At 31.0% G+C, this 26,759-nt stretch carries 25 protein-coding genes and 1 pseudogene; 18 read left to right on the forward strand and 8 right to left on the reverse strand.

The window, feature by feature from the left end; all coding sequences use genetic code 11:
• Nucleotides 1-3 precede the first annotated feature (3 nt).
• The 10 genes from LQ677_RS11785 to LQ677_RS11830 all read left to right on the forward strand — a co-directional run bounded on the left by LQ677_RS11785 (nt 4) and on the right by LQ677_RS11830 (nt 11,588).
• Nucleotides 4-978, forward strand: coding sequence for a FecCD family ABC transporter permease (locus tag LQ677_RS11785; RefSeq protein WP_239748892.1), 975 nt, complete (start codon nt 4-6; stop codon nt 976-978).
• Complete coding sequence (locus tag LQ677_RS11790; RefSeq protein WP_239748893.1) at nt 959-1,744, forward strand: ABC transporter ATP-binding protein; 786 nt, start codon at nt 959-961, stop codon at nt 1,742-1,744. The genes LQ677_RS11785 and LQ677_RS11790 overlap by 20 nt, the downstream gene beginning before the upstream one ends.
• The gene (gene srtB / locus LQ677_RS11795) at nt 1,728-2,447 is read left to right on the forward strand and encodes a class B sortase (RefSeq protein WP_126477303.1); all 720 of its coding nucleotides are present in this window, start codon (nt 1,728-1,730) and stop codon (nt 2,445-2,447) included. The genes LQ677_RS11790 and srtB overlap by 17 nt, the downstream gene beginning before the upstream one ends.
• A gap of 20 nt (nt 2,448-2,467) precedes the next feature.
• Nucleotides 2,468-2,818, forward strand: a complete 351-nt coding sequence (locus LQ677_RS11800; protein ID WP_126477304.1) for an antibiotic biosynthesis monooxygenase — start codon at nt 2,468-2,470, stop codon at nt 2,816-2,818.
• Between the two features lie 243 nt (nt 2,819-3,061).
• On the forward strand, nt 3,062-6,139 hold the full coding sequence (locus LQ677_RS11805; RefSeq protein WP_239748894.1) for a sigma factor-like helix-turn-helix DNA-binding protein: 3,078 nt from the start codon (nt 3,062-3,064) through the stop codon (nt 6,137-6,139).
• Between the two features lies 1 nt (nt 6,140).
• Nucleotides 6,141-8,204: a DEAD/DEAH box helicase family protein gene (locus LQ677_RS11810; protein ID WP_204173428.1), complete on the forward strand. Its 2,064-nt coding sequence runs from the start codon at nt 6,141-6,143 to the stop codon at nt 8,202-8,204.
• A complete protein-coding gene (locus LQ677_RS11815) occupies nt 8,188-8,379 on the forward strand; it encodes a hypothetical protein (protein ID WP_107566179.1) in 192 nt (63 codons plus the stop codon). Before LQ677_RS11810 ends, LQ677_RS11815 begins: the two co-directional genes overlap by 17 nt.
• A complete protein-coding gene (locus LQ677_RS11820; protein ID WP_204173427.1) occupies nt 8,366-10,414 on the forward strand; it encodes an AAA family ATPase in 2,049 nt (682 codons plus the stop codon). Before LQ677_RS11815 ends, LQ677_RS11820 begins: the two co-directional genes overlap by 14 nt.
• Nucleotides 10,415-10,879, forward strand: a complete 465-nt coding sequence (locus LQ677_RS11825) for a hypothetical protein (protein WP_204173426.1) — start codon at nt 10,415-10,417, stop codon at nt 10,877-10,879. It abuts the gene before it with no gap.
• 373 nt (nt 10,880-11,252) lie between these two features.
• On the forward strand, nt 11,253-11,588 hold the full coding sequence (locus LQ677_RS11830) for a hypothetical protein (protein WP_037589869.1): 336 nt from the start codon (nt 11,253-11,255) through the stop codon (nt 11,586-11,588).
• A 434-nt stretch (nt 11,589-12,022) separates the two neighbouring features.
• On the opposite strand, the gene LQ677_RS11835 is transcribed toward LQ677_RS11830, so the two are convergent.
• The 4 genes from LQ677_RS11835 to LQ677_RS11850 all read right to left on the reverse strand — a co-directional run bounded on the left by LQ677_RS11835 (nt 12,023) and on the right by LQ677_RS11850 (nt 14,002).
• Nucleotides 12,023-12,406 (reverse strand): DUF3021 domain-containing protein, encoded by a 384-nt coding sequence (locus tag LQ677_RS11835; RefSeq protein WP_048539982.1) that lies wholly within the window; start codon nt 12,404-12,406, stop codon nt 12,023-12,025.
• A gap of 13 nt (nt 12,407-12,419) precedes the next feature.
• Nucleotides 12,420-12,875, reverse strand: coding sequence for a LytTR family DNA-binding domain-containing protein (locus LQ677_RS11840; protein WP_126476392.1), 456 nt, complete (start codon nt 12,873-12,875; stop codon nt 12,420-12,422).
• A gap of 158 nt (nt 12,876-13,033) precedes the next feature.
• Nucleotides 13,034-13,588 (reverse strand): DUF4256 domain-containing protein, encoded by a 555-nt coding sequence (locus LQ677_RS11845; protein ID WP_239748895.1) that lies wholly within the window; start codon nt 13,586-13,588, stop codon nt 13,034-13,036.
• Nucleotides 13,589-13,648: 60 nt separating this feature from the next.
• Nucleotides 13,649-14,002: a winged helix-turn-helix transcriptional regulator gene (locus LQ677_RS11850; RefSeq protein WP_037589866.1), complete on the reverse strand. Its 354-nt coding sequence runs from the start codon at nt 14,000-14,002 to the stop codon at nt 13,649-13,651.
• Between the two features lie 112 nt (nt 14,003-14,114).
• Here LQ677_RS11850 and hxlA point away from each other — a divergent pair, with 112 nt between their 5' ends.
• Both hxlA and hxlB read left to right on the forward strand, forming a co-directional pair.
• The gene (gene hxlA, locus LQ677_RS11855; protein ID WP_159316365.1) at nt 14,115-14,747 is read left to right on the forward strand and encodes a 3-hexulose-6-phosphate synthase; all 633 of its coding nucleotides are present in this window, start codon (nt 14,115-14,117) and stop codon (nt 14,745-14,747) included.
• Nucleotide 14,748: 1 nt separating this feature from the next.
• Nucleotides 14,749-15,288: a 6-phospho-3-hexuloisomerase gene (gene hxlB / locus LQ677_RS11860; RefSeq protein ID WP_239748896.1), complete on the forward strand. Its 540-nt coding sequence runs from the start codon at nt 14,749-14,751 to the stop codon at nt 15,286-15,288.
• 509 nt (nt 15,289-15,797) lie between these two features.
• On the opposite strand, the gene LQ677_RS11865 is transcribed toward hxlB, so the two are convergent.
• Complete coding sequence (locus LQ677_RS11865; RefSeq protein WP_058611381.1) at nt 15,798-16,481, reverse strand: LrgB family protein; 684 nt, start codon at nt 16,479-16,481, stop codon at nt 15,798-15,800.
• On the reverse strand, nt 16,478-16,864 hold the full coding sequence (locus LQ677_RS11870) for a CidA/LrgA family protein (RefSeq protein WP_239748897.1): 387 nt from the start codon (nt 16,862-16,864) through the stop codon (nt 16,478-16,480). The genes LQ677_RS11865 and LQ677_RS11870 overlap by 4 nt, the downstream gene beginning before the upstream one ends.
• 154 nt (nt 16,865-17,018) lie before the next feature.
• On the opposite strand from LQ677_RS11870, the gene LQ677_RS11875 reads away from it, so the two are divergent.
• The 3 genes from LQ677_RS11875 (at nt 17,019) to LQ677_RS11885 (ending at nt 18,778) form a co-directional block, all read left to right on the forward strand.
• Nucleotides 17,019-17,705: a 2,3-diphosphoglycerate-dependent phosphoglycerate mutase gene (locus LQ677_RS11875; protein WP_049320582.1), complete on the forward strand. Its 687-nt coding sequence runs from the start codon at nt 17,019-17,021 to the stop codon at nt 17,703-17,705.
• Nucleotides 17,706-17,910: 205 nt separating this feature from the next.
• Nucleotides 17,911-18,111 (forward strand): cold-shock protein, encoded by a 201-nt coding sequence (locus tag LQ677_RS11880; protein ID WP_025905033.1) that lies wholly within the window; start codon nt 17,911-17,913, stop codon nt 18,109-18,111.
• A 154-nt stretch (nt 18,112-18,265) separates the two neighbouring features.
• Entirely contained in the window at nt 18,266-18,778 is a 513-nt protein-coding gene (locus tag LQ677_RS11885; RefSeq protein WP_239748898.1) for a thioredoxin domain-containing protein, read from the forward strand.
• A 119-nt stretch (nt 18,779-18,897) separates the two neighbouring features.
• Here the strand turns inward: LQ677_RS11885 and LQ677_RS11890 are convergent.
• A pseudogene (locus LQ677_RS11890) lies at nt 18,898-20,449 on the reverse strand (IS3 family transposase).
• A gap of 432 nt (nt 20,450-20,881) precedes the next feature.
• On the opposite strand from LQ677_RS11890, the gene LQ677_RS11895 reads away from it, so the two are divergent.
• The 3 genes from LQ677_RS11895 to pruA all read left to right on the forward strand — a co-directional run bounded on the left by LQ677_RS11895 (nt 20,882) and on the right by pruA (nt 24,876).
• The gene (locus tag LQ677_RS11895) at nt 20,882-22,210 is read left to right on the forward strand and encodes an amino acid permease (RefSeq protein ID WP_037589896.1); all 1,329 of its coding nucleotides are present in this window, start codon (nt 20,882-20,884) and stop codon (nt 22,208-22,210) included.
• Nucleotides 22,194-23,096, forward strand: coding sequence for a homocysteine S-methyltransferase (mmuM, locus tag LQ677_RS11900; RefSeq protein ID WP_239748899.1), 903 nt, complete (start codon nt 22,194-22,196; stop codon nt 23,094-23,096). The genes LQ677_RS11895 and mmuM overlap by 17 nt, the downstream gene beginning before the upstream one ends.
• Nucleotides 23,097-23,325: 229 nt before the next feature.
• The gene (gene pruA / locus LQ677_RS11905; protein ID WP_239748900.1) at nt 23,326-24,876 is read left to right on the forward strand and encodes an L-glutamate gamma-semialdehyde dehydrogenase; all 1,551 of its coding nucleotides are present in this window, start codon (nt 23,326-23,328) and stop codon (nt 24,874-24,876) included.
• A gap of 823 nt (nt 24,877-25,699) precedes the next feature.
• Here pruA and LQ677_RS11910 read toward each other — a convergent pair.
• Nucleotides 25,700-26,707, reverse strand: coding sequence for an LLM class flavin-dependent oxidoreductase (locus LQ677_RS11910; protein ID WP_239748901.1), 1,008 nt, complete (start codon nt 26,705-26,707; stop codon nt 25,700-25,702).
• Nucleotides 26,708-26,759: the final 52 nt, after the last annotated feature.

Raw genomic sequence — 26,759 nt, forward strand, 5'->3', positions numbered from 1 at the left:
AACATGAAAAAATATTCGCGACTCACGTTCTGGATCATGTTATGTATGCTTGTCATAACAATTTATATATCGCTTGTAAGTGGGAAGTTACCTTTAAGTATAGAACAAATCATCACGAAACTCACAACAGGTACTGAACCTCAAGTAGATGCAGTTATTGATTTACGCATGCCAAGAATATTCATCGCGTTATTTGTTGGAGCTGCTCTGAGTGTATCAGGGGCTTTGCTACAAGCGGTATTACAAAATCCTCTAGCTGAAGCGAATATTATTGGTGTGACATCTGGTGCACTTGTTGCACGAGGTGTCATACTTATATTTTTACCTACCTTGTATTTCTATTTACCGATATTCGTCTTTATTGGTGGGGTTATACCGTTTCTTATATTATTCCTATTAGTATCACGTTATCACATAACACCGATTAGACTCATATTAGTAGGTGTTGCGATATACGCCATGTTAAATGGTGTAATAGAACTTTTATCTATGAGTCCTGTTATGCAGTTACCAACAGGTTTAACGATGAAAGTATGGCAAGATGTTTATATAATCGCCGTCACTTCAACAATAGGGATTATATTCGCACTCATGTTAGTAAACAAAGTGAACTTGTTATCATTCGAAGATAAACAAGCGCATAATATTGGTTTTAATATTACGAAATACCGCCTCATCGTCGGTTTAGTTGCTGTATTTTTAGCAAGTAGTGCAACAGCTATCGTTGGTCAATTAGCTTTTGTAGGCTTAATCGTGCCACATATTATAAGACGTATCGTTGGAACGAATTATAAAAAGGTCATACCTTATTCCATTATATTTGGCGCCTGGCTCGTATTATTAGCAGACACAGCAGGTCGAACAATAGCGCCACCTTTAGAAATACCAGCGAGTACGATAACAACTGTAGTAGGTGGGCCATTCTTGATTTACCTTATTTGTAAAGGAGCGTATGTCCATGCGAACAGAGAACGTTAGTTTCAAATATCAGCGAAAGCATATTTTTAAATCGTTAAACATACAACTCAAAAAGCACGCCGTTACAACTATCATCGGACCTAATGGATCAGGTAAATCAACATTGTTACAAATATTATCACGTAATTTAGAACCGAGTGAAGGTATTGTTTACATAGATAATCAAGCTATTTCATCATTAAATAGAAAGACGTTAGCAAGGCAGTTAGCAACCGTACATCAAACTAACCGTGCGCCAGAAGATTTTACAGTAAAAGAAGTCGTACAATGTGGAAGATATAGTTACCAATCCATATTGAAGAAAGATATCAAACAAGAAGAAGTCATTCAGCATGTGTTACATCAACTAGAATTAGAAGACTTTCAAGATAAACCCATTAGTGAATTGTCAGGCGGAGAATTACAACGTGTGTATATCGCAATGTCACTTGCGCAAGAACCACAATATATGTTGCTAGATGAACCAACGACTTACTTAGATTTAAACTATCAATATCAAGTGTTGGACATTATCCGATCGCTTAAAGAGAACTTTAATATCACCATTATTATGGTGTTACATGATATTAACCAAGCGATAGAATATAGCGATGAAATCGTATGTATACATAACAATCAAGTCATCCAAGGACCTCCAGAAGAAGTCGTAACAGAATCCTTTATTTCACGCGTATATAATATCGATGCGAAAATCATCCATGACCCAGAATGTGGCATGTTGATTTGTAAGAGAAAGGGTAGGACGCCTCATGAAAATCATCATTAAAATCATTCAAATAGCATTAGTCGCTGTCATCATATGGTCTGGATATGTCATGTTTCACAATAAGCAAGAAGATAAAGAAGCGGAAGAACGCTACATTCATTTACAACAAAATTATACACAAATGACAAACACCAATACCGTGCGACCACAATTCAAACAACTCAGTAACATCAACAAAGATATCATAGGATGGATACATCTAGAAGGCACATCATTGAACTATCCGATACTACAATCTAAAGACAACAAAGACTACTTAAAGAAAGACTTTGAACAACAAGAAAGTAGAAAAGGTAGTATCTTTATGGATTATCGTAATACACCAAAGCACGATAAAATGAATACCGTCATATATGGACATCACGTAGGAGATAACACCATGTTTGACGTCGTAGAAAAATATTTAGATCAATCATTTTATAATCAACACAAAACAATCCAGTACGATACACAATACGGTAAATATCAATTAGAAGTCATTAGCGCATATGAAACGACAACAAAAGATAATTACATACAAACAGACTTTAAAGACAAAGCAACATATGAACAATTTCTAGAACAAACATTAAAAAAATCACAAATCTCAACAACAACAGAAATTAATAAAGACGACAAGATCGTCACACTTTCAACATGTGAAGACCCATACTCACTCACATCAGGACGAATCGTCGTCGTAGCCAAACTCGTAAAAGTATAAAATAGAAAAGAGGAAATAACATGTTTATGGCAGAAAATAAATTACAACTCTATAAAGGAACAGCAGACGAAACAATAGAAAGATTCTATATGAGACAAGGTATCGAAACAATCGAAGGATTCAAGAAAATGTATGTAACAAAAACAAACAACCTCGAAGAATACGACGAAGTAAAAATACTTACAATCTGGGAATCAGAACAAAGCTTCAAAAACTGGTTAAAATCAGACGTATTCAAAGAAGCACATAAGAACGTACGACATAACAGAGAAGATAGCGAAAGCCCTATATTAGAAAACACAGTCACAACATATACAATCGGTTATCACTTTGATAATGAGGTAGAAGCGGAAGTTATAAACCCAGCATGACATTAAAGTCATGTTGGGTTTTTTTGTGTATGGGGGGGATAAGGATAAATTAAAAATATAACACAGTAAAAATAAAGTATTAATAAGCAAAAAAAATTATAAGTCTAATAAAATAAAGAAATATATTTAATATGAAATTATTAACGTAATATTTCAAAACATTTTCTTGTAAATGTAGTATAATTGTATAAAATGTAGATAAAGATTATTTTAATTTATTTATATAGATCTAAGGAGGATTAAATGTCTCAGATTGTCGATATACCTCATTATACAGATTTAAAGAAAGTAGAAACGCACAGCCAACTTATGAAAAAATATTATTGTGATGATTTGATCGTTAACTTAAGAAAATTATACATAGATGATCAACGTGATTTTAATTTGTTTTTGAAAGAGCTTTATATTAGGGGAATCAGTTTTAAAGGGGAATGGAATACTAATTTATTTCATAAAATTGAATATAATTTATATCCATATATATATGTTGAAGACGATAAGAAAAGGTTTGAATCGCTATCGTTGAATATGTTCTCATTATCTAATCTTATTTCGGACCATAATATTAATTCAGATCTTTTTTTTAACTATATGCCGTTAGAAGGCTTTTATAAATATATTCCCAAAGAAAAAAGAGAATATTTTAAAAGAGAGCTTTTAAGTAGTGGATTTGAGTTAGTGTATAGTTCAAATATAAAATCCAAGAAAAAGGTTTTAACCTATGTAAATGGATTTGGATATGATATGGATAAATTAATTTTTGGAGATGAGTTCGATCACTTTAAAAATTTTTGTAAATATCAAAAAAACAAAAATTATAGATCATTTAAGATGCTCATAGAAGATTATAAGAAAAGAGAGAAAGTAAGTAAGACTTATATAAAAAAGCTATATGAATACTTTGAACTAAATAACATGATAAAACCAGGCGGACAAGACTATCGTGATATTTTCAATAATGAGCTTAGATATACTTTAGAAGAAAATAATATTAATTATGCTGATTTTATAAATATTTACTTTAGTGAAGAAAACTTACAAAAAGATGAACCATATAAATATGGATTAAATTTGATTGAACGTTTAAGTAGTAATAGTAAAGATAATAATGTTAATTTGGATAATTACTATAAAAAAATGAATGAAAGCTTGACAAATTTAAAAAATCATATGAATTATAAGTTGATAAGTCACTATAGAATTAATGAATTTGTAAAAATAACTAAAATTTCTAATCTTTTTCGTGATGATAAAAGGTATATATATGAACTTGGTAATCAGTTAGAGGATTATACATTGATAGAAATAATTATAGATTATATAGAAAAAGTCTTTAAAGTTTCAGAAATAAAAACATTTATTGACCAATCTTTAAATGATAATCAGAAAAAAGTTATAAGTGGTAGAGCGCGTGGGGAAACGTTAGGTGAAATAGGAATTAACATTGGAGTAACTAGAGAAAGAGTTAGACAAATTCAAGAAAAAGTACGAAAGAATATCATCTCTAACGGAATACACAATACAATTGAAACTTTATTATTATTATTATTCACAAAGAATAATCAAGTACATATAGATGAATTGGAAAATGTTTTAAATATAAAAGAATCTAATTATTTAATAAAGCTAATATTAGAGAAAAGTGAAAAATTTATTATTATAGATGAACTAGATATTATTTTATTAAAGACGCATTACAGTAGAATAAAAGATTATGTGAGTTCAAAACTGAATGATGACACACTCGTTATTAAAATAAATGAAATTCCATTTATTGATAAAACTGAGTTCGAAATACTTAAATTTATATTTAATGAATTTAACTATATCTTTGCAGAAGATAAATTTGTGCAGAATAGTATAAGTATTGTTAGAGCGATTGAATATATTTTTGATAATAACAGAAATGAAATTATTACTAATAACGAAGATGGATTTATTAAAGTAAAAAATTTAATAAAGTCCATGTTAGGAATGGAGATAACTTCTAATCAAAGGAGTTTATTTAGTAGGGTAGCAAGTGCAGAAAATGTAATTTTAGTGGATAGAAACACTTATAAGTATGATGATTTTAGTGAAGTAGATAAGCAGTTTATTAGTCAACTTAAAGAGATTATCGATGAAGGATTAACTAATTATCCATACGTTGATCCAAGAGATATTTTTAATAATAATCATACATTAATGATTGATAATAAGGTTAATTCATATACACATCTTTATTCTATTATTAAGAACTTTTATGAAGATGAATATAAAATTGGTTATCAAAATACATTATATATTTATGAAAAAGACGCAAAGTCACTATCTTCCGAAGAAATTTTAATGAAATATATAGAAAAAAATAGCCCAGCGAATGTAAAAACTTTATTAAATGATTTGAAATGGAGTAATACAAAATTAGAGCAATTAATTGCGAGGATGAATGATATTCTTATTAATGGATTTAATGATGTCGTATCAGTCAAAGGAATTGAAGATGAACCATTTTTTGAAGAAGTCATCGATTTAATTAAAAATGAATTTAACAAAGAATATATCTATACAGTAGATCTATTTATGGATATGTCATTAGATGATAAATATAAACCTTTACTTGAGAAATATCATATAGATAATTTATATGGTTTTTCACAGTTTATAAAGTCTAAATTAGACAATATCAGAGGTCAAAAACAATTTTTATATGTTAAAGATAGTAAAATTAGAAAAATCGAAGATGTAATTACGAATGAATTACCAAATATATTCTCAAATAAAGAATTAGAAGAGTGTATCGTTTACAAAGGATATTCAAGGCAAAAATATTATCAGACTAGAGATAATCTAATAGAAGACAATAAAATAGCACCATACGATAATGATCTATTTTTAAATCTGAAAGATACTGTATTTGATGAAGATATTTTACAAGAGGTTAAGAAAAAAGCAGATAAACTTCTCCAAGATAAGATATATCTTAATAAAAACGATTTAGAACAAATTGATATAAACTATGAAGAATTAAATCGATTAACACCTAATTTAATTGCATACCTTCTTGAAATTAATGGTTATTCACTAATCGAAGCATATCAAGGTTCAAAATACGAGTTGCCTATTGTGTCGAAAGAATTTAAAACATATGAAGATGTTATCTATTACGAGCTTGAAAATAATTATAGAGATGCTTATGAAAGTAATGTGTTTTTAAATTATTTAAAAAGCAAATTACTAGTTAATATAAAAGCTGATAGATTATATTACGTTATTTTAAATTTAGGTAGATTAAATTTTGATGACATTGGTTATTTTACCTTTGAAAGAGGAGAAATTTAATATGTTAAATAATTTAGACTTTAAATTACAATATAGGTCGAGTGATAGTAATATATATGAAGATTTTTATTATCCTTGTTTAAAAAATTCAGTTTCATATGATCGTGCATCAGGTTATTTTACGAGTGAAAGCTTTAAATTATTAGCTAGAGGATTAGAAGTATTTTTAGAAAATGGAGGGAAAATACGAATAGTTGCTAATCCTAAATTATCGGAAGATGATATAGAAGCTATTGAAAAAGGCCATATAGCAAAAGAAGAAATAATTGAAGAGAATTTATTAAAAGAAATTAAATTAGGTTATAAAACAATTGAAGACGATACATTGAATGTTATTTCGTGGTTAATATTTAAAGAGCAATTAGAATTTAAGATAGCTTTTACTAAAGGAAATGCTATTTATCATGAAAAATTTGGTGTTTTTACAGATGAAACTGGTTATTCGATAGCCTTTTCTGGATCTGCAAATGAAACATATTATGGTTTACGTGAAAATTTTGAAAAAATTGATGTATACTCTGACATCAGAGATATACATAGAATTGAAAATTCAAAAAGTGACTTTGATAATCTTTGGCATAACAGAACAAGAGAATTAGAAGTTATGGATATGCCTGATTCAATTAATAGGGAGTTAATTTCCTATAGAAAAGATATTGAAAAATATAATTTATACACATCGAAGAGCGAGAAACAAAAAACTGATAAAGTTGAAGAAAGAGACTATCAAAAAATAGCAATAAATAATTGGATTAATAATCAGAATATTGGAATTTTAGAAATGGCAACAGGCACCGGAAAAACAATAACAAGTTTATTAGCCGCAAAAAGGTTTAAAAAGAACCAACAACGCGCTCTCATAATAATTATTGTTCCATTTCAACATCTTATAGAACAATGGTCAAAAGATGTTGAAAGTATTTTAGATATAGATGTTCTAAAATGTATGAATTCTAAACAAACATGGTTTAATAAAGCTAAAAAAATTGTACAAGAATATAATCTAGGTTTAATTGATGAACAAGTTTTTTTAACGACTTATAAAACTGCATCATCAGTTGGTTTTAAAAATATATTCAACCGCATGATAGGACCATCTTTATTGATATGTGACGAATGTCATTCTTTAACATATAACGGATATAGAGATTTTCCTTTCGATAAATTTAATGGAAGATTAGGTTTGTCGGCAACACCGGATAGATGGTGGGATGAAGAAGGTACATTTTTTATAAAAAATTCAGTTGGTGATGTTGTATATCAATATGATCTTGATCAAGCAATTGAAAATGATAAACTCACACCTTATGAATATTATCCTCATATCGTTAATTTTAGTGAAAAAGAGATGTCGGAGTACAACAAAATTAGTATGCAAATATTTAACTTATTAAAAAAGGATTCCGATGAGGAAAAAGAAAAATTGGAGAGGCTTTATTCAAAACGTGCAAATTTAATTTATAAAGCAGAAAATAAAATTCCTCAGTTTATACAAGATATTAAAGAAGAGGATTTACCTAATTTAAAGCATACACTTGTATATTGTGCTCCTGGAGAAATAGATATTATAGTAAAAAAATTATATGAATTAGGGTTAAAAGTTAGTAAATTTAATTCTGAAATAAAAAATAAAGAACGAGAAAAATTACTAAAAATGTTTGATGAAGGACAGATTCAAGTATTAGTAGCTATTAGATGTTTAGATGAGGGTGTTGATATACCAGCAACTAGAAGTGCATACTTTTTAGCTAGTACTTCGAATCCAAAAGAATTTATTCAAAGAAGAGGTAGAATTCTAAGAAAGCATACTGGTAAAAGGTATGCAAAATTACATGATTATATTGTTCTTCCATTAGGCTTACCTTTTGATGACTTTAATAAAATTGCTTCTAAAGAATTACCTAGATTTACTGAATTTAGTAACAGTGCATTAAATTATAGTAAAACAAAACTTTATATGGGGAATATTTTGAATGACTATAATTTGTCGCATTTAATGTATAAAAAACCTTGGGAAGTATATAAAGAAATGAAGGAGATGTTTGAAAATGGCAACATTAAATAATGAATTGAGCAAGCATTTGGCAGAATTAGACAAAGAGTATGAAGATTTATTAAGACCATTCTTAGAGGATTTAGCAAATTCTGATACAGTTTCAGAAGAAAAATCAGCAATTAATAGGTTTGAAAACAATATAAATAAATATGTTAAAGGGGAACATAAAGATGAAGTTAATTAGATTAGAACTTAATAATTTTAGACAATATTATGGTAAACAAACTGTTGATTTCGCTTATGAAGGTACTCGTAATACAACAATTTTATTTGGGGAAAATGGTAAAGGTAAGACAGGTATATATAGGGCAATTATGTTTGTGCTATTTGGGTCTACTAAAATTTCTCAAGATACTGGTAATGATAAGATCCATTTAACTAATTTTAAATATTTGAATGAGAATAGTTCAGGGACTGGTGAAGCAACAGTTACTTTAAGGTTTGAACATGAAAATATTGTATATGAAATAAGTAGAAAAATTAGTGCTTTTAAACAATCACCTTCAATTATAACAGAACGGGAAAAATCAGTATCTTTAACGCAAATAGATCCAGAAACAGGAAATGTTATGCCTGATTATTTAAAAGATAAGCAAGAGATAAGTTTGAAAATCAATAAAATTATGAATGAAAAAATTAAAGACTTCTTTCTCTTTGATGCAGAAAAAATTGATACATTAGCTAAATCTGATAACAAGGTAAGGTCAGAAGTAAAAAATGCTATATTTAATCTCTTACAAATAGACAAAATAAATTTTGCTAAAAAGGTATTAAAAGATGAAAGTAAGATATTAAACTATAAATTAACTAGTTCTTCTTCTGATGGTAATGTAACAGTTTTATCTAAAAAAATTAATGATATAGATTTAGAAATCGAAGAACTAAACCAAACAAATAATAAAATTAATGAAGAAATATCTTCAATTGATGAGTCAATTGCAAATCATAATATAACATTAGATAAAAATAAAAATATTATAGAAAAAAGAGATAGAATTGAAGACAAAAAATCGGTTCTATTAACTTTAAATCAACAGCTTGAAAGTTTGAAATCTCAGTTGTTTAATTTGTCATTTTCTAGTATGCCTTATTTACTAGCAAGAGATATTTTTAAAACTAACAAATTATTTTTAGAGAATTTTTTAGGTGATAGAAAAATTAGTATTCCAAGAGAAATACTTGAAAAATCCATTACAGATAATGAATGTATAATTTGTGCAAATAACTTAAGTGATAATCATACTGCTCGAGATCATATTGAAATATTAATACAAGAACAGAATAATTCAGAAACATATGATGTTGCTAGAAGATTATTAAGCTTAATTGAAGATAAAGAGCCACAATTTGAAGGTGATACAAAAGATTTAGAGAGTCTAATCAAGAAATATAAAGAAACAATTGAAAAAATTGATAAAACAAATATTCAAATTAAAGATTTAGAAAATGATATTGCTGAACAAGCAAGAAATACTGTAGATTTATCAACTATTCAAACAATGATAGATCAAGATACTAATAAGAAAATTGATATGACAGTCCAATTAGAAAAAAATAAAGATAAACTTAATAACTTAGAAATGGAATTGAAGGAAATAAAAGATCAGTACCAAGAACTTATTGATAAAGAAAGTAAATATACAATTGAAAAACAAAAATTAAAATTAATGTATAAACTTGAAGAAGAACTGAAAAAGATATCTGATACTTTTAGTAATGATGTACGTTCCTTAATTGGTACTTATACTACAGAAATCTTTAAAACTTTAATAGATCCTAAAGATATAAACATTATTGATAAAGTTACAATAGATAAAAACTTTGAAATTGGTGCTATTAATAGAAATGAATATAAGATTACTCAAGATATATCACAAGGTCAGAGACAAATTTTAGCATTATCATTTATTACTGCCTTAGCTAAGATTGCAGCAAGAGAAAATTCTGGTGAAAAAATAGATTATCCTTTATTCATGGATTCGCCATTTAACAGACTTAGTGGTATGAACAGAGATAATTTAATTGAGAAGATTCCAGATTTAACAGGACAATGGATATTATTAGTCACAGATACAGAATTAACACCAAGTGAAGAGAGAGTATTTAAGCGTACAAATAGACTAGGAAGTTGGTACAGAATTAATCAAATTGATGTACATCATTCTGAAATTGAATATGTTTCAATTGATGAAAAAATGGCTACAAGAGGAGGATACTAGATGGGGATTTTAAGAGATAATCAATTACTGTTTTATGCTGATGAAAAGTATTCAAGCGTGTACGAAACTTTTGCTAAATTAAAACAAGAAAAGAAATTTGAAACTAAGCATTTATTTATTTTAGCAGCATCAATTGGATTTAAAAATGCTTCAAGAGTACAGCTTGAAAAGAAAGGTAAAGAAACACGAAGTACATATTTAACACCAATGGAAGAAAATTTATTATTAAATCTAGCATTTACTGATCCAGAATTATCAAACGAGTTAGAATCACTAATAGATGATGATAATAAGGGTAAAATAAAAACAATTATAGAAGAGTATTCAAATGGTGGTATGAAACTTATTGTTGAAGAATCATTTTATGAAAATTGGGATGGATATGAATTAAATCAAAAATATGAGGATTATTATTATGATCTGAATAAGTTTATATTGTCCCAATTAAAGATGGTGCCATTTTAAAATTATTCTAATCCAAGACACGACTTTTTACGTCGTGTCTTTTTTTGTCGATTTTTTGCAGATTTTTTTGTTTTTCTTTCACTTTTTTTGAGAAAAATTTAATTTTTATATTACATTTTTTGAAGTTTAAAGTGTCTTAAATATTACTATTACTTAAATTATGTCTAATAAATTTTTTTGAAAATTTTACGATTTTGAACTACTTATTTTGAGACATTTTTAAAATTTATGGCTTATAAAACGTTGATTTAACGGCGTTTCATTGTATTTTAAAGAATTTGTATAAAAAAAGAATAGAAAATAGTTGACATTAAATGAGTCCTGAATATAATAAGAGTATAACCTATAACAACCCCAAGGAAAGGAGGTTAAGATGTGCAATATCATTAAATTTGAATTTTACGACATTCAAGGTTTTATTACTGAAGGTAAGATTGGTATGCATAGAGTGGAGGAACTGGCGATTCCGAAAGATATAAGTTTGGATGATATTTTGGATGATTTGGACGAGAGATATGGAGAGTCTCTTACTGATCAGACTGAATTTTTCAATTCAATTTTTATATTTGCATGCGTGAGGCTGGAGGAAGACCAAAAGCACTTTAAGGTTCTCAAACGAAGTTCTGCTTTGTTTGGTGAGACGATTGATACGATAAATGAAATTTGTTTATATTTGAATCGTCACTTTGAAGATGCGATTGGCACATAGGTAGTACATTTTGTTTAAAGCATTACACATATTTGTTCATAGCACAGTTTATTAATTGATTATAATTGTAGTTAAGCTTAATTTTAATGTGATATTGTACGTTTTCTCTTTTTGAAAGGGTTATTATAGGTTATAAAGAATTTTAGAGGGATTTAAATGATTCAAAGAATGTTTTGGGGAGTTTTAGGTTTATAAATTTTTCATGGCGCTAAAATTATACTTTATAAGATTTTAAGCACTAAATAAGAGAAGTTTTCATAATCAATGGGGAAATCGATTATGAGTTTAGAAGATATGAATAGATAATATATTTTAGTATTGATTACACGCTTTGTGTGATAAGGAATTTATATCGTGTGAATTTCAGATATTTCAGTAAAACATGTAAAAACGGAAAATAAGGCCCTTAAGGTGAGAACCTTAAGGGTCTTTGTTTACATTTTTTTAAGTTTTGTATTTATTTTTTTACTTTGTTGAATATTAAGATACATAAATACAAACCAGATAACGAGGAATATCAGTGCGAAGGTTGTGAGTCCGCCAATGAGTGGTGCTGGTTGTAATGGTATCCAGTTATTAATTGTTGATACGATAAAGAACGTAATGATACTGCCGCCTAAATGAATGATGAGTTTGAATAAAAGTGGTATTTGATCGATTTCATAAACTATTGGTAGAAATCCACAAATTGCACCGAATATATAAACGCTGAATACTGCTTGGAAGTCAATTGTTACTTCAAATATTGCGATAAATATGAGCATAATGCTGCTTCCTATACCGATACCTTGTAGAATAGATTTAAAGATTTTGTTCATAATGTTTTCCTCCTTATATACCTAATATTTCAGTTAAATTTTTAACATACCTTCTTGAAATGGTTACTTTTTTATTATTGGATAAAGTTGCATATAAATTCCCTGAGAATGACGGTGATACTTTGGTGATTTGTTCTATGTTGACGATAGACGATTTACTAATTTGTACGAACTTCTGCTTAGGCAAAGTTTGTTGTAAGGCAGTGAGTGACATTCGAGTTGTAAGTGTTTCACTGAGTGTTATAATGTTCAGTTGTTTATCAAAAACTTCTGCAAAAATGATATCTTCTTTTAAAATAAGTGACGTTCCTTGTGAAGTTTTAATACCTATTTTATGGTTGGATGTTTCAAATTGTTGAATATACGTTAATAGGTTATGACCAAGTTCTTGTTCAAAGGTTCTGATTGAAATATCCGTCGTCGTTTGTGAAGTGTCGATGTTTAGTTGAACGTTGAATGGCTCTGTCATAGCATAACCTCCTTTGGTTATATAGTATGTTGTATCACATTATTTGTCAGTAGTTATGTCATAACCGGTTGAATATACGGTGTAAGTGGTTAGGTAATGATTGTACAGAAAAAGCTTCCTGAACTTGTCTTCTTGAGACAAATTGAGGAAGCTTTATTTTATATTTTTAACATGCTTCGGAAACCTCTTGCGCCATAATAAGAATCAGCGCCATTATGGTAAGTGAATACTGTGTCATAACGTAAATCACAGAATAATGCACCGCCAAGGTCTCTAATTTTTGCAGGTGTTTCAATCCAACTAGATGTTTTCTTATCAAATTCACCGAGTGTTTGTAAATGTCTATATTGTTCTTCATTAAGTAATGTAACGTTCATTTCATGAACCATGTCCATTACACTTGTTTCTGGTTTATGTTTCTTTCTAGATTCTAATGCTGCTCTATCGTAACAAACACTTCTACGACCTTTAGGACTTTCTTTCGAACAGTCTACGAATATATAAGCATCGTCTTCAAATCCTATTACATCAGGCTCTCCTTCAGTTTGTTCCATTTGATTAAGGGACCATAATTTTTCTGGATGTTTATTTAGTCGCTGTTCTACATCTGACCATTCTATATTTTTATGACGTTCTGGAAATTTTTCGAATCGCTTTTGTAAAGTTGTAAGCAGTTCAGCTTGTTCTTCTTGTGAAAGTTTTTGAGTTGTCATAAAATACCCCTTTTTTATTTTATTGTAGCAAACTATGAAGCGATTAAAAGCAATATGTGATTAGGCTTTATCTTTTGTATTTAAAAAGTCTAAAAATTCGTCTCCCCAGTCACAAATGCCATTAACAACAGGTTCTAAATCTTTGCCTATTTGTGTCAGACTATATTCAACTTTAGGTGGTACGACCGGATATACAGTACGATTTACGATATGATCATCTTCAAGTTCTCTCAACTGTCTAATAAGCATACGCTGATTAATATCTGGTAGTTTCTTTTCTAATTCGTTCAGTCTAAGAGGTGACGCTTGTAATAAATGCCAGATGATTGGTATTTTCCAACGTCCTCCAATAACAGATAATGCTAAGTCTTTAGAATTATAATATTCCGTTTCTTTATAGTTAATTAATACCATGATACAACCCCATTTCTTCACTAAGTGACATATTTGTCAGTATTGCATAATTTTATACATTGTATCACAATTATTAGTGTAAAGTAATATGGATAAAGGAGATAAGATTAATATGAAATTACAATTAGCAATTGATTTATTAAATAAAGAAGAAGCAGCTCAATTAGCGCAACGAGTTGAGGAATATGTAGATATAGTAGAAATCGGTACACCTATCGTTATTAATGAAGGATTAGGTGCAGTAGAAAAATTAAGTCAATCTGTTAAAGATGTTCAAGTATTAGCTGACTTAAAAATTATGGATGCTGCTAGTTATGAAGTAAGCCAAGCTGTTAAATTTGGTGCAGATATTGTAACAATTTTAGGTGTAGCAGAAGATGCTTCTATTAAAGGTGCAGTTGAAGAAGCACATAAACATGGTAAAGAATTATTAGTAGATATGATCGCAGTTCAAGATTTAGAAAAACGTGCGAAAGAATTAGACGCATTAGGTGCAGATTATATCGCTGTGCATACTGGATATGACTTACAAGCTGAAGGCGTATCACCATTAGAAAGCTTACGTACAGTTAAATCAGTTATCAAAAATTCAAAAGTAGCAGTAGCAGGTGGTATTACACCAGAAACAATTCAATCAGTTGCTGATGAAAATCCAGATTTAATTATTGTTGGTGGAGGAATTGCTAACGCAGACGATCCAAAAGCAGCCGCAAAATTATGTAGAGAAATTATTGAAGGTAAATAATATGAGCCGTTATCAATTAATATTGGATGAAATTACGCAAACATTAAATCAAGTAGACTTGAAGGATACTGAGCAATTCGTAAATAGCTTGTTGTCAGAAGATCCAGTGTTTGTAGCAGCTAAAGGACGCTCTGCATTTGTTGCGAACAGTTTTGCTATGAGATTGAACCAATTAGGTAAGAAAAGTTATGTAGTAGGTGAGACAAGTACACCTTCTATTCAAGAAGGAGATAAATTATTGATTGTCTCCGGTTCAGGATCAACAGCTCACTTGAAATTACTCGCACAAACAGCAAAAGATATCGGAGCGAATGTCATATTAATTTCTACAAAAGAACAATCACCAATCGCTGAAATAGCAGATGACGTGATCGTTTTACCAGCAGGTACTAAATATGATGAAAAAGGGTCAGAACAACCACTAGGAAGTCTATTCGAACAAAGCACTCAATTATATTTAGATAGTATCGTAATGGATTTAATGGAACAATTAAACGTAAGTGAAACATTTATGCAAAATAAACACGCGAATTTAGAATAATAAAGGAAACCGTCTGAAACACTCAGACGGTTTCTTACTTTTTATTTATCAAGATTGCCCAAACAAGATAAATAGGCGCCTCGTATTTATCAAGACTGGTGAAACAAGATAAATAGGAGCTCTGTATTTATCAAGACTGCCTAAACAAGATAAATAGAGGCTCTGTATTTATCAAGACAGGCCAAACAAGATAAATAGGCGCGTTGTATTTATCAAGACTGGCGAAACAAGATAAATAGGAGCACTGTATTTATCAAGACAGGTGAAACAAGATAAATAGAGGCTCTGTATTTATCAAGACTGGCCAAACAAGATAAATAGGCGCCTTGTATTTATCAAGACAGGCCAAACAAGATAAATAGGCGCCTTGTATTTATCAAGACAGGCCAAACAAGCAACATAGAGCCTCCGTATGTTGCAAGACACCCCAAACAAGCAACATAGCACCTCATACAGACCTACAAACTCATTCCAACCTCTATCTTTTTATACTCTTCATCTCTAAATTCTCAATATACTAATATAACAAACAATGGTATTACGACTGAGCTGATTAAGGCTGTTAGAATCATGCCGATTGAACTGAAAGCTGCTGATTCGATATCGGTTTCTAATATTTTGGCTGTTCCAATAGCATGTGATGCATTGCCATAAGTGAGCCCTTTGGCAATGGATGTTTGGAATTTGGCTATTTTGATAAGATATGATCCCAACATACTTCCTATTAATCCTGTACCTATAATGAACAACACGGCCAAGCTATCTATTCCGCCTATTTGTTGTGATACTTGTACACCGACTGCTGCTGTTATAGATCTAGGCAACAGTGATGCGATCATTTCTTTTGAATAACCGAATATATTTAAAATCGTAAACATTAAAATAATATTAATCGTTATCCCAACTAATACACTTGTGATAATGACTTTGAAATGTTGAACAATCATTTTTCTATATAAATATAGTGGATATGCTAAACATACAACTGTGCAATTTAAAAAGTCATAAATCCATTGTCCGCCGACCATATAGTCGTTGTAATTATATCCAAATAACACAAGTACACATATAATCGCAATGGATGAAACGAGTGCAGGGTGTAAGATGGCAATCTTGAATTTTTTCTGTATAAATAATGCAAATATGTACATGACAATTGTTAAAAGAATCATTAAAAGTGCTTTAATCATCATGATTGATCACCACTTTCTTCTATATGATTCTTTTTTAACATTTTCTCAGCTATGTATCCTGAAGAGAGTGCAACAATGCATGTGCTTGCGATGACTAATACAATTAAAAAGATAAACTGTGCGTTTATTTGGTCAACCAAATTCATAGCACCGACGATTGAAGGGATGAAGAAGAAAATCATCGTACTTAATAATAAATTTGCACCATCTTTTATCCATTCTTCTTTTATAATTTTAAATTGTAATAATAAGAAAAGTATCACAAGTCCGATAATACTACCTGCAATAGGTATGTTTAATGTGTCTTGAATCCAACTACCCAGAATGGTAATAAAATAGATCATACATATTTGGAGTATGATTTTTATGAATTTATAAATCATGACAACTCAATCCTTTGAACTTTTTATGATGATATTTATTTATTATAGAACTGATTAGTATATTTTGAAATGCTATCGGACGGTCTTTTTATTTTTAAAAGTTTGCAATTAGTGGTTCAATAGACTTAACAATTAAAAGATTGGAGCGAATCATATGCCAAAATTAATTTTATGTCGACATGGGCAAAGTGAATGGAATGCGAAAAATTTATTTACAGGTTGGGCAGATGTAGAGTTATCAGAGCAAGGGTATAATGAAGCGAGAATCTCAGGTGAAAAATTATTAAAACAAAATATCGAAATAGATGTTGTATATACATCACTTTTAACAAGAGCAATTGAAACCACATATTTATTATTGAAACATTCTCACCAACTTTGGATACCAGTTTACAAAACGTGGCGTTTAAATGAACGTCATTATGGTGGACTTCAAGGTAAAAATAAAGATCAAGCACGAGAAGAATATGGTGAAGAACAAGTGCATATTTGGAGACGTTCTTATGATACAAGACCGCCGGAAGCGGATGAAAAGTTACGAGAAGAATACTTGAATGATAGAAGATATGAAATGTTAGATAGAAGAATCATGCCAGTTACAGAAAGTCTTAAAGATACATTGGATAGAGTCATCCCATATTGGATAGATCATATTTCAACAAGTTTATTAAACCATCAAACAACTTTAGTTTCTGCACATGGTAATTCTTTAAGAGCACTGATTAAGTATTTAGAAGATATTCCAGATGATGAAATTTCAAACTTAGAAATCAAAACAGGTGCACCATTAATATATGAATTAGATGAATCTTTAAAAGTGATAGACAAGTATTATTTATAGGTTATAACGCATGATAAAAGTAAAATAAAAGTTTAATTTCACATAAAGCTTTACTTTCAATCATTTATAGCGTATAGTGGGTAGCAAGTGATATTTCGAGATTAAATTAATTGGTAGTTTTATTCATAGTTAATAAAGTCCATTTAAGTTTGAAGATTGATTATTGCAAATATACGTGCAAAAGCACAATAGGAGGACTTTTATTATGAATAAAGGTACAGTAAAATGGTTTAACGCAGAAAAAGGTTACGGATTTATCGAAGGAGAAAATGGTAACGACGTATTCGTACATTTCTCATCTATCCAAACTGAAGGTTACAAATCATTAGACGAAGGTGCTTCAGTTACTTTCGATATCGAAGAAGGACAACGTGGACCTCAAGCAGTTAACGTTATCAAAAACTAATATTTAACCAATTAGTTAAACACTTCATAACTTTGTTATGGAGTGTTTTTTTGTATATTAAAATAGAATTGATAAACAATTCTGAATATAATCATTCGCTTTATCGGCTGTGAAATGGTTAAATAAGTATAACAACATATAGGAGGTAAACGTTATGACAGAAATCCAACATTTAACAGTAGGAAGCAAAGACGCAAACATAACAATTGAGGCATTTATTAATTTTGCATGCCCATATTGTTTAAATTATTTTGCAGCAGCTGACGAAGTTTTAGAACCTTATATTAATAAGAATAAAGTACAATATATCGTTAAGCATTTTGATAAGACGAAACAAAGATTGCTTAAAGGAACTGTTGCGAATATTTATCTGGATTACGATGACCCCGAAGAAACTTTTAAAATAATACGATACCTATATGAAACACAAGACGAATGGACATTGAATTTTGAAACAATAGAAAGAAAAATGGAACATGAATTAGGCTTATCACCACAAAAAAATGCAGACGACCGATCCTTAGCCATTATGCAAGAAACATTTGAAAGAGGGATTAAAGGCGTGCCAACCATTTTTATAAATGATGAAAAATTTGAATTTAATCCTGTAGAAGATGACAAAGAGACAATACAAGAAAAATTAAGAAATGCATTAGAAAGTATATGATGAAGCGGTGAGAACGCACGAAGACTTCGAGATATCGTGCGCAAAGATGCGAAATCAAGGTGTATCGCACGAAGACTCCGAGTGAACACAACCCTGTCAAGTAGACACTAAAAAAATAATCAATTTGATGGCTGTGCTTTTATAAGTGCAGCCATTTTTAATGAAATTCTTTTAGAATTATAAAATTTTATATATTCATTTATTTGCTTTGTAGCGTGTTTTATATCATTGAATGTTTGAGGTTTGTCTTTGAATACCTCTGATTTGAGAAGCCCCCAAAAACCTTCCATAGGACCATTATCAATACATCTACCTACACGAGACATGCTTTGCTTCATAGAAGCATTTTTAATCATCTCTCTAAATAGTACACTCGTATATTGGAATCCTCTGTCGCTATGAAATATAATGCCTTCGGTATTTCTTTTAATTATTGCTTTATTAAAGGTATCGTATACAAGTTTATTATTGTTTTTAGATGAGACTACATGACTGATGACTTTCTTAGCACCTAAATCATAAATAGCGCTTAAATACACTTTAGATCCATTTTTTAATTTAAATTCTGTCACGTCTGTTAACCAGACCTTATTAACTTTACTTGTTGTAAACTCTCTATTTAAGATATTTTGAGAAGTAATTTCTGGTTTACTAATTTTATAATGCCTTCTCTTTTTTCTAATGACTGCTTTTAATCCGTACTTCCTCATAATTCTATATACGCGTTTATGATTAACCTGGAATTTAGTGTATAACCTCAAATAAATATAAATTCTTCTAGATCCATATATGCCATCATGTTCATGATAAATCCTAAAAATCTCATCTTTCAATTCATTATTGAATCTTTCAGATTCTGAAACTTCTCTGTTTTTCCATTTATAATAACTCGCTCTCGATATTTCAAGTGCGGCGCATATCCATTTGATTGGATACTTATCTTTTAAAGCTTCAACCGTCTTGTATGCTGCTAATTGTCTGACTTTCGATTCATCAACTGCCTCTCTATTTCTTCCTGCTTTTTTAATACCTCATTCTCCATTTGAAGAAATTTATTTTTTTGTTCAAGTGCTTTTATTTTTAATTTGAGTTCTTCTTCAATAGTTAATGCTTCAATTGGTTTTCCTTTACCTCTACCATCTACTAAACCAATATCGCCATGTTTTTCATATTTTTTACCCAATTATAGACCTGTGAATAGTTAACTTGGTACTTTTCAGCTGTCTTTTTAAAGTCTCTATTATTTTCAATACAATATTTAGCTATTTCAATTCTCTCTTCAAATGTTGTTTTTCTAGTATTCATAGTGTCTACCTCCAGATATGGAAAATAAGATTTATTTTCCTTTCCTTCAGTATACTTTACCACCCAATTTTTTAAAGTAGCATGATGTGAAATATTGTAATAGGCTGCTAGATCTGAATACGTCTTATTAGTCTCTAGATATTCTTTAACAACTTTTTCTTTAAATTCACGTGTATAGATTTTATTTCGATTCTTATTTATAAGTGCGGTTATACCATGTTGCTTATACACTTTATATTTAAATCGAATCACACTATCACTAATATCTAGATTTAACTTATCAATTACATTTTGAAAGGAATAGCCCTGTTCGTGTAAATCGAAGATTTCCTTATAGAGTTCGGCAGATAGCCTAGTTTTATACATAAAAATACCTCCTATAGTGTTTTCAATTTTTTAATGTCTACACTAAAGGAGATAATACAGAGATATCGTGCGCAAAGGTGCGAAATCAGGGTGTATCGCACGAAGACTCTGAGATATCGTGCGCAAAGGTGCGAAATCAGGGTGTATCGCACGAAGACTCCGAGATATCGTGCGCAAAGGTGCGAAATCAGGGTGTATCGCACGAAGACTTCGAGATATCGTGCGCAAAGGTGCGAAATCAAGGTGTATCGCACGAAGACTCCTAACCTAAAACTTCTGTATAGCAAGGTATAAAAACCATGCTATACAGAGGTTTTTTTATATTTACAGAAAATTATAAGTTGACTGAATTATTCGAAAGATATAAAATTGAAGATATTTTTAATTTTAGAGAGAAGGTATATCGTGTCAAATCAGTCATATAGACGTGATATGAAACAACGTCATATTATGTTATTAAGTTTTGGTGGTGTAATTGGGACGGGGTTATTTTTAAGTTCTGGTTATACCTTGCAACAAGCGGGTCCGTTAGGTACGATGTTATCTTATGTCGTTGGTGCTATTCTCGTGTATCTCGTTATGCTATGTCTCGGACAATTAGCGATTGAACATCCGGTGACAGGCGGATTTCATGTTTATGCTTCAAAATATATACATCCTTCAATAGGATTTATTGTCGCTTGGTTTTATTGGTTAACATGGACTGTAGCACTTGGTTCAGAATTTACGGCAGTGGGTATTTTAATGCAGAAGTGGCTACCCGATGTACCTGTATACATATTTTCAAGTATTGCGATTATACTTGTCTTAGCTTTTAATATTGTATCTACGAAATTCTACGCTGAAGTTGAATTTTACTTTTCTTTAGTGAAAGTGTTAGCGATTATACTGTTTATTTGTTTAGGCGCTCTCACGTTATTCGGGCTTATTCACTACAGTGGTTATAACGGTCTAGATACAATTAAATCACGATATACGAATCCAACATTTCCGAATGGTTTAGGTGCCGTATTCTTAACGATGTTAGCTGTTAACTATGCATTTAGTGGTACGGAACTGATTGGTATTGCTGCAGGTGAAACGAAAAATCCTAAAAAAGTCATTCCGAAAGCAATTAATGCAACGTTATGGAGATTGATCATTTTCTTCATTGGAACAATGGTTATTATTTCTATTCTCATACCGAGTTATCAAGGGAAATCTTTAGAAAGTCCATTTGTTGTCATCTTTCAAAATATGGGTATCCCGTATGCTGGAGATATCATGAATTTAGTTATTATAACTGCATTATTATCAGCAGCCAATTCAGGGTTGTATGCAGCTAGTCGAATGGTTTGGAGTCTTTCAAATGAAGGCATGTTCCCTAAATATTTTAAGAAACTAAACAAACATCAAATGCCGATACGCGCGACTATTTTTAGTATGTGTGGTGGTTTACTGGCATTATTTTCAAGTATTTATACTGCAGATACTTTATATATCGTACTTGTTTCTATAGCAGGTTTAGCTGTTGTAATTGTATGGATGAGTATTTGTTTATCTTATTTCAATGCGAAACGTGCTAATAAACACTTGAAAATTCATCAAAGTGTACCAATCATTGGCTTTATACTTTGTTTAGTGTCATGTGTTGGTATGATTTTTGATCCGAACCAATCACCAGCACTATATTTCGGTATTCCGTTTGCGATTATTGCGATTGTATTTTATTTTGTAAAATATCATAAAAAGGACGGTCAGATCATTGAGACTTCTGAATAAAATTAAACAAGAACGCACTTTAGTATTAGATGGTGGATTAGCCACAACATTAGAAGGTTATGGATGTGATTTGAATTCGTCATTATGGTCTAGTGAAGTAATCATTCATGAACCTCATAAAGTGAAACAAGCGCATCAAGCATTTACAGATGCAGGTGCTGATATTGTATTAACAAGTACTTATCAAGCAAGCTTTGCTACATTTGAATCGATTGGCATGCAAACGTCAGAAATAGAACATTTATTTGATGTAGCTGTCGAACAAATAAAATCATCTGTGACGGATGAACAAGTTATAGTAGGTAGTTTAGGTCCATACGGCGCATATTTAAGTGATGGTTCAGAATACACTGGGGCATATGAAGTATCTATAGAAGATTATATCGACTTTCATCAAGCACGTATCCAAGCACTAATTGATAGAGGTATATATGATTTTGTATTTGAAACGGTGCCTAACTTTAATGAAATAAAAGCAATTGTTGAACATATCATTCCTCAATATTCAAATGACATGACATTCTGGATATCATGTACCGTTAATAATGAAGGCAATTTATCTGATGGTACTGAGTTTGAGACGGTATGCCAATATATTAAAGAGCATGAAGCGCGTCTGCCTGTATTTGGTGTGAACTGTTCAAAGATTGAAAGTGTTGATAAAGCAATTGAAAAAGGATTGACGGCATTACCACAAGTCATAGCTGTTTATCCGAATGGTGGTAAGACATTTGATCCAGTAGAGAAAGTTTGGATAGGTCAAGGAGATCATGCATTGCTTGCTCAAAAGTCTAAAGAGTGGATATCGCAAGGCGCCCAAATAGTAGGTGGGTGTTGTGAAACAACGCCACAAGATATTCAACACATTCATCAAGCGATTAAATAAAGTGTATAATTTCTCTATTCGAGTAAAGATGAGGCATCTAGTGATGTCTCATCATTTTTTTGTGTGTGATGCTCTGAAGTACTGCTGTTATAGGGATTATAATCTTTTTGAGTAATAATCATTTCTTTATGAAAGCCCTTTACTTGATAATTTTTAAAATACAATAGTAAAATGTTTTATAAGAGGTATTTATCTCTTATTAGGTTTATATTTTTAGGAGGTATGAAGGATGGTAGTAGAATTTCACAATGAACCAGCAACAGATTTTACAAATCAAGAGAATCAACAAGCGTTTAAAGATGCATTAATAAAAGTTAAATCTGAATTTGGGAAAGAAATTCCTCTAGTAATTAATGGTGAGAAGATTTATACAGATGATAAGTTTGAATCTGTAGATCCAGCAAACCACCAACAAGTACTAGGTACAATTTCAAAAGCTTCTAAAGAACAAGTTGACCAAGCGATGGAAGCGGCTAAAGAAGCCTATAAGACTTGGAGAAAATGGTCTCATAAAGAAAGAGCCGAATTATTAATTAGAGTTTCTGCAATCATTCGCAGAAGAAAACATGAACTTTCTGCATTAATGGTTTATGAAGCGGGTAAACCATGGAATGAAGCAGATGGAGATACAAATGAAGGTATTGATTTTATTGAATATTATGCGCGTTCTATGATGGAGTTGGCTAATGGTAAGCCAGTCTTCGATAGAGAAGGGGAGCATAACCAATATATTTATAAACCAATGGGTCCTGGTGTTACAATTCCACCTTGGAACTTCCCATTTGCAATTATGACAGGTACAACAGTTGCACCAATTATTACAGGTAATACAGTATTGCTTAAACCAGCAGAAGATACACCATTAATTGCATATAAATTAATGGAAATTTTAGAAGAAGCAGGTCTTCCAAAAGGCGTTGTAAACTTTGTACCAGGTGATCCGAAAGAAATCGGTGATTACTTAGTTGATCATAAAGATACGCACTTTGTAACATTTACGGGTTCAAGAGCAACAGGTACACGTATTTTTGAAAGAGCAGCTAAAGTTCAAGAAGGACAAAACTTCTTAAAACGTGTTATCGCTGAAATGGGCGGTAAAGATGCAATTATTGTAGATGAAAATACAGATACTGATTTAGCAGCTAAAGCAATTGTAGATTCTGCATTTGGCTTTTCTGGTCAAAAATGTTCTGCATGTTCTAGAGCAATCGTGCATAAAGATGTTTATGATGAAGTTCTAGAAAAATCAATTGCATTAACAAAAGAACTTTCAATTAATCATACAGAAGACGGTTCTGATGTATACATGGGACCTGTCATTAATAAAAAACAATTCGATAAAATTAAAAATTATATTGAAATTGGTAGTAAAGAAGGTAAGTTAGAAGTTGGCGGTAAGACTGACGACAGTAAAGGTTATTTCGTACATCCAACAATCATTTCTGGACTTAAATCAAGTGATCAAATTATGCAAGAAGAAATCTTCGGACCAGTTGTTGGCTTCACTAAAGGCGATAACTTTGAAGAATTATTAGAAATTGCTAATGACACAGATTATGGATTAACAGGAGCAGTCATTACAAATAATCGTGAACATTGGAGACAAGCATGTGAAGATTATGACGTAGGTAACTTATACTTGAACAGAGGTTGTACATCAGCAGTAGTAGGTTATCATCCATTCGGCGGCTTCAAAATGTCAGGTACAGATGCTAAGACAGGTAGCCCAGACTATATGCTAAACTTCTTAGAACAAAAAATCTTATCAGAACAATTCTAGAATAGATAAAGAGAACCTGAGGCACATCGTGTGCCTCAGGTTCTTCTATTTTGATGACTATTTTAGGTTGTTAGGGACAGAATTCCGAGAAATGTCCGTAAGAGGTGCTGTTAGGGACAGAATTCCGAGAAATGTCCGTAAGAGGTGCTGTTAGGGACAGAATTCTGAGAAATGTCTCTAAGTGAGTGCCCACCTAATTACCAGAATTCGAAATAATGGTAGTTAGCGGATTCTAATTACCAGAATTCAGAATAATGGAAGTTAGCGCGTTCTAATTACCAGAATTCAGAATAATGGAAGATACAGCATTCTAACTACCACAATTCGGAATAATGGAAGTTACAGCATTCTAATTACCAGAATTCAGAAAAATGGAAGTTACAGTATTCTAATTACCAGAATTCGGAATAATGGAAGTTAGCGCGTTCTAATTACCAGAATTCGAAATAATGGAAGTTAGCGGATTCTAATTACCAGAATTCGAAATAATGGAAGTTAGAGGATTCTAATTACCACAATTCGGAATAATGGAAGTTAGCGCGTTCTAACTACCACAATTCAGAATAATGGAAGTTACAGCGTTCTAACTAACACAATTCGAAATAATGGAAGTTAGCGCGTTCTAATTACCAGAATTCGGAATAATGGAAGATACAGCGTTCTAATTACCAGAATTCGAAATAATGGAAGTTAGCGGATTCTAATTACCAGAATTCAGAATAATGGAAGTTAGCGGATTCTAATTACCACAATTCGAAATAATGGTAGTTAAATCCCCGCGTATATCCCCGCTCATATCTCAACCCATCCTCTCACATCTCCATCAAATCTCATTTTCAGTTAAGATTTCTTCTGCTAGTAATTGATATGATTTTTTCTTGGCTTCGAAATCATAAATATTTGTGATAATCATAAATTCGTCTGTTTGATATTCTTCTGCTAGTTGATTAAGTTGTTTTTTCACTGTTTGTGGTGAACCTATAATACTTCTTTTTCGGTTCGTCTTAATGAGTTCTAATTCTTCTTCTGTATAATCGTCTATATTGATTTCTTCTGGTGGTTGAACTTTTGTTCCTAATCCTTTACCTACGTTTAGTAACCATTTGTCTTGTGATATGGCTAATTGTTCTGCTGCTTCGTCTGTTTCTGCACATACTACAAAAATACAAACAATGGTTGATGGTTCTTTCATATTAACGGATGGTTTAAAGTCTTCGTAATAGCGTTTCATTGCGATTTCTTTATATTTCGGATTTATAAAGTGACCGAATACAAATCCAATACCTAGTTGTGCTGCGTTTCTAGCACCATTCTCGGTTAAACCTAATAACCACATTGTTGGTGGATTGTCTATGCGTGGTCCTGCTTTAACGAGTCTAAATTGATGATCTCTAGGTAATGAGTTATGCAAGAATCCTTGTAAGTCAGATGCTTGTCTGTAAAAGTCTTCAATTGGTTTAATATGATCATCAGTTAAAGCTTTTTGTGTAATTGGAGAACCACCTGGTGAATTACCAAATCCTAAGTCGATACGGTTAGGAAATAATGCAGATAAAGTCTTACCATTCTCTGCAATTTTATAAGGATTATATTGTGGTAATAATATGCCACCAGAGCCAACTCGAATATGTTCAGTTGAAGAAGCAATTTGAGTCATTAAGATTTCTGGTGAAGAACTTGCGAGACCACTCGTATTGTGATGTTCAGCAACCCAATATCTGTGATAACCTAACGATTCAGTCCATTGTGCCAATGCGATAGTATTTTGTAATGTTTCTTCAGGTGTACTTCCTTTAGAAATGGGTGCTTGATCTAATACACTTAATTTCACGTTATAACGCTCCTTATAATTGACGTTTGTATTTTAATGATATGTAGTTTTC

The organism is Mammaliicoccus sp. Q-M61 (assembly GCF_022386055.1).
Taxonomy (GTDB): domain Bacteria; phylum Bacillota; class Bacilli; order Staphylococcales; family Staphylococcaceae; genus Mammaliicoccus; species Mammaliicoccus sciuri_A.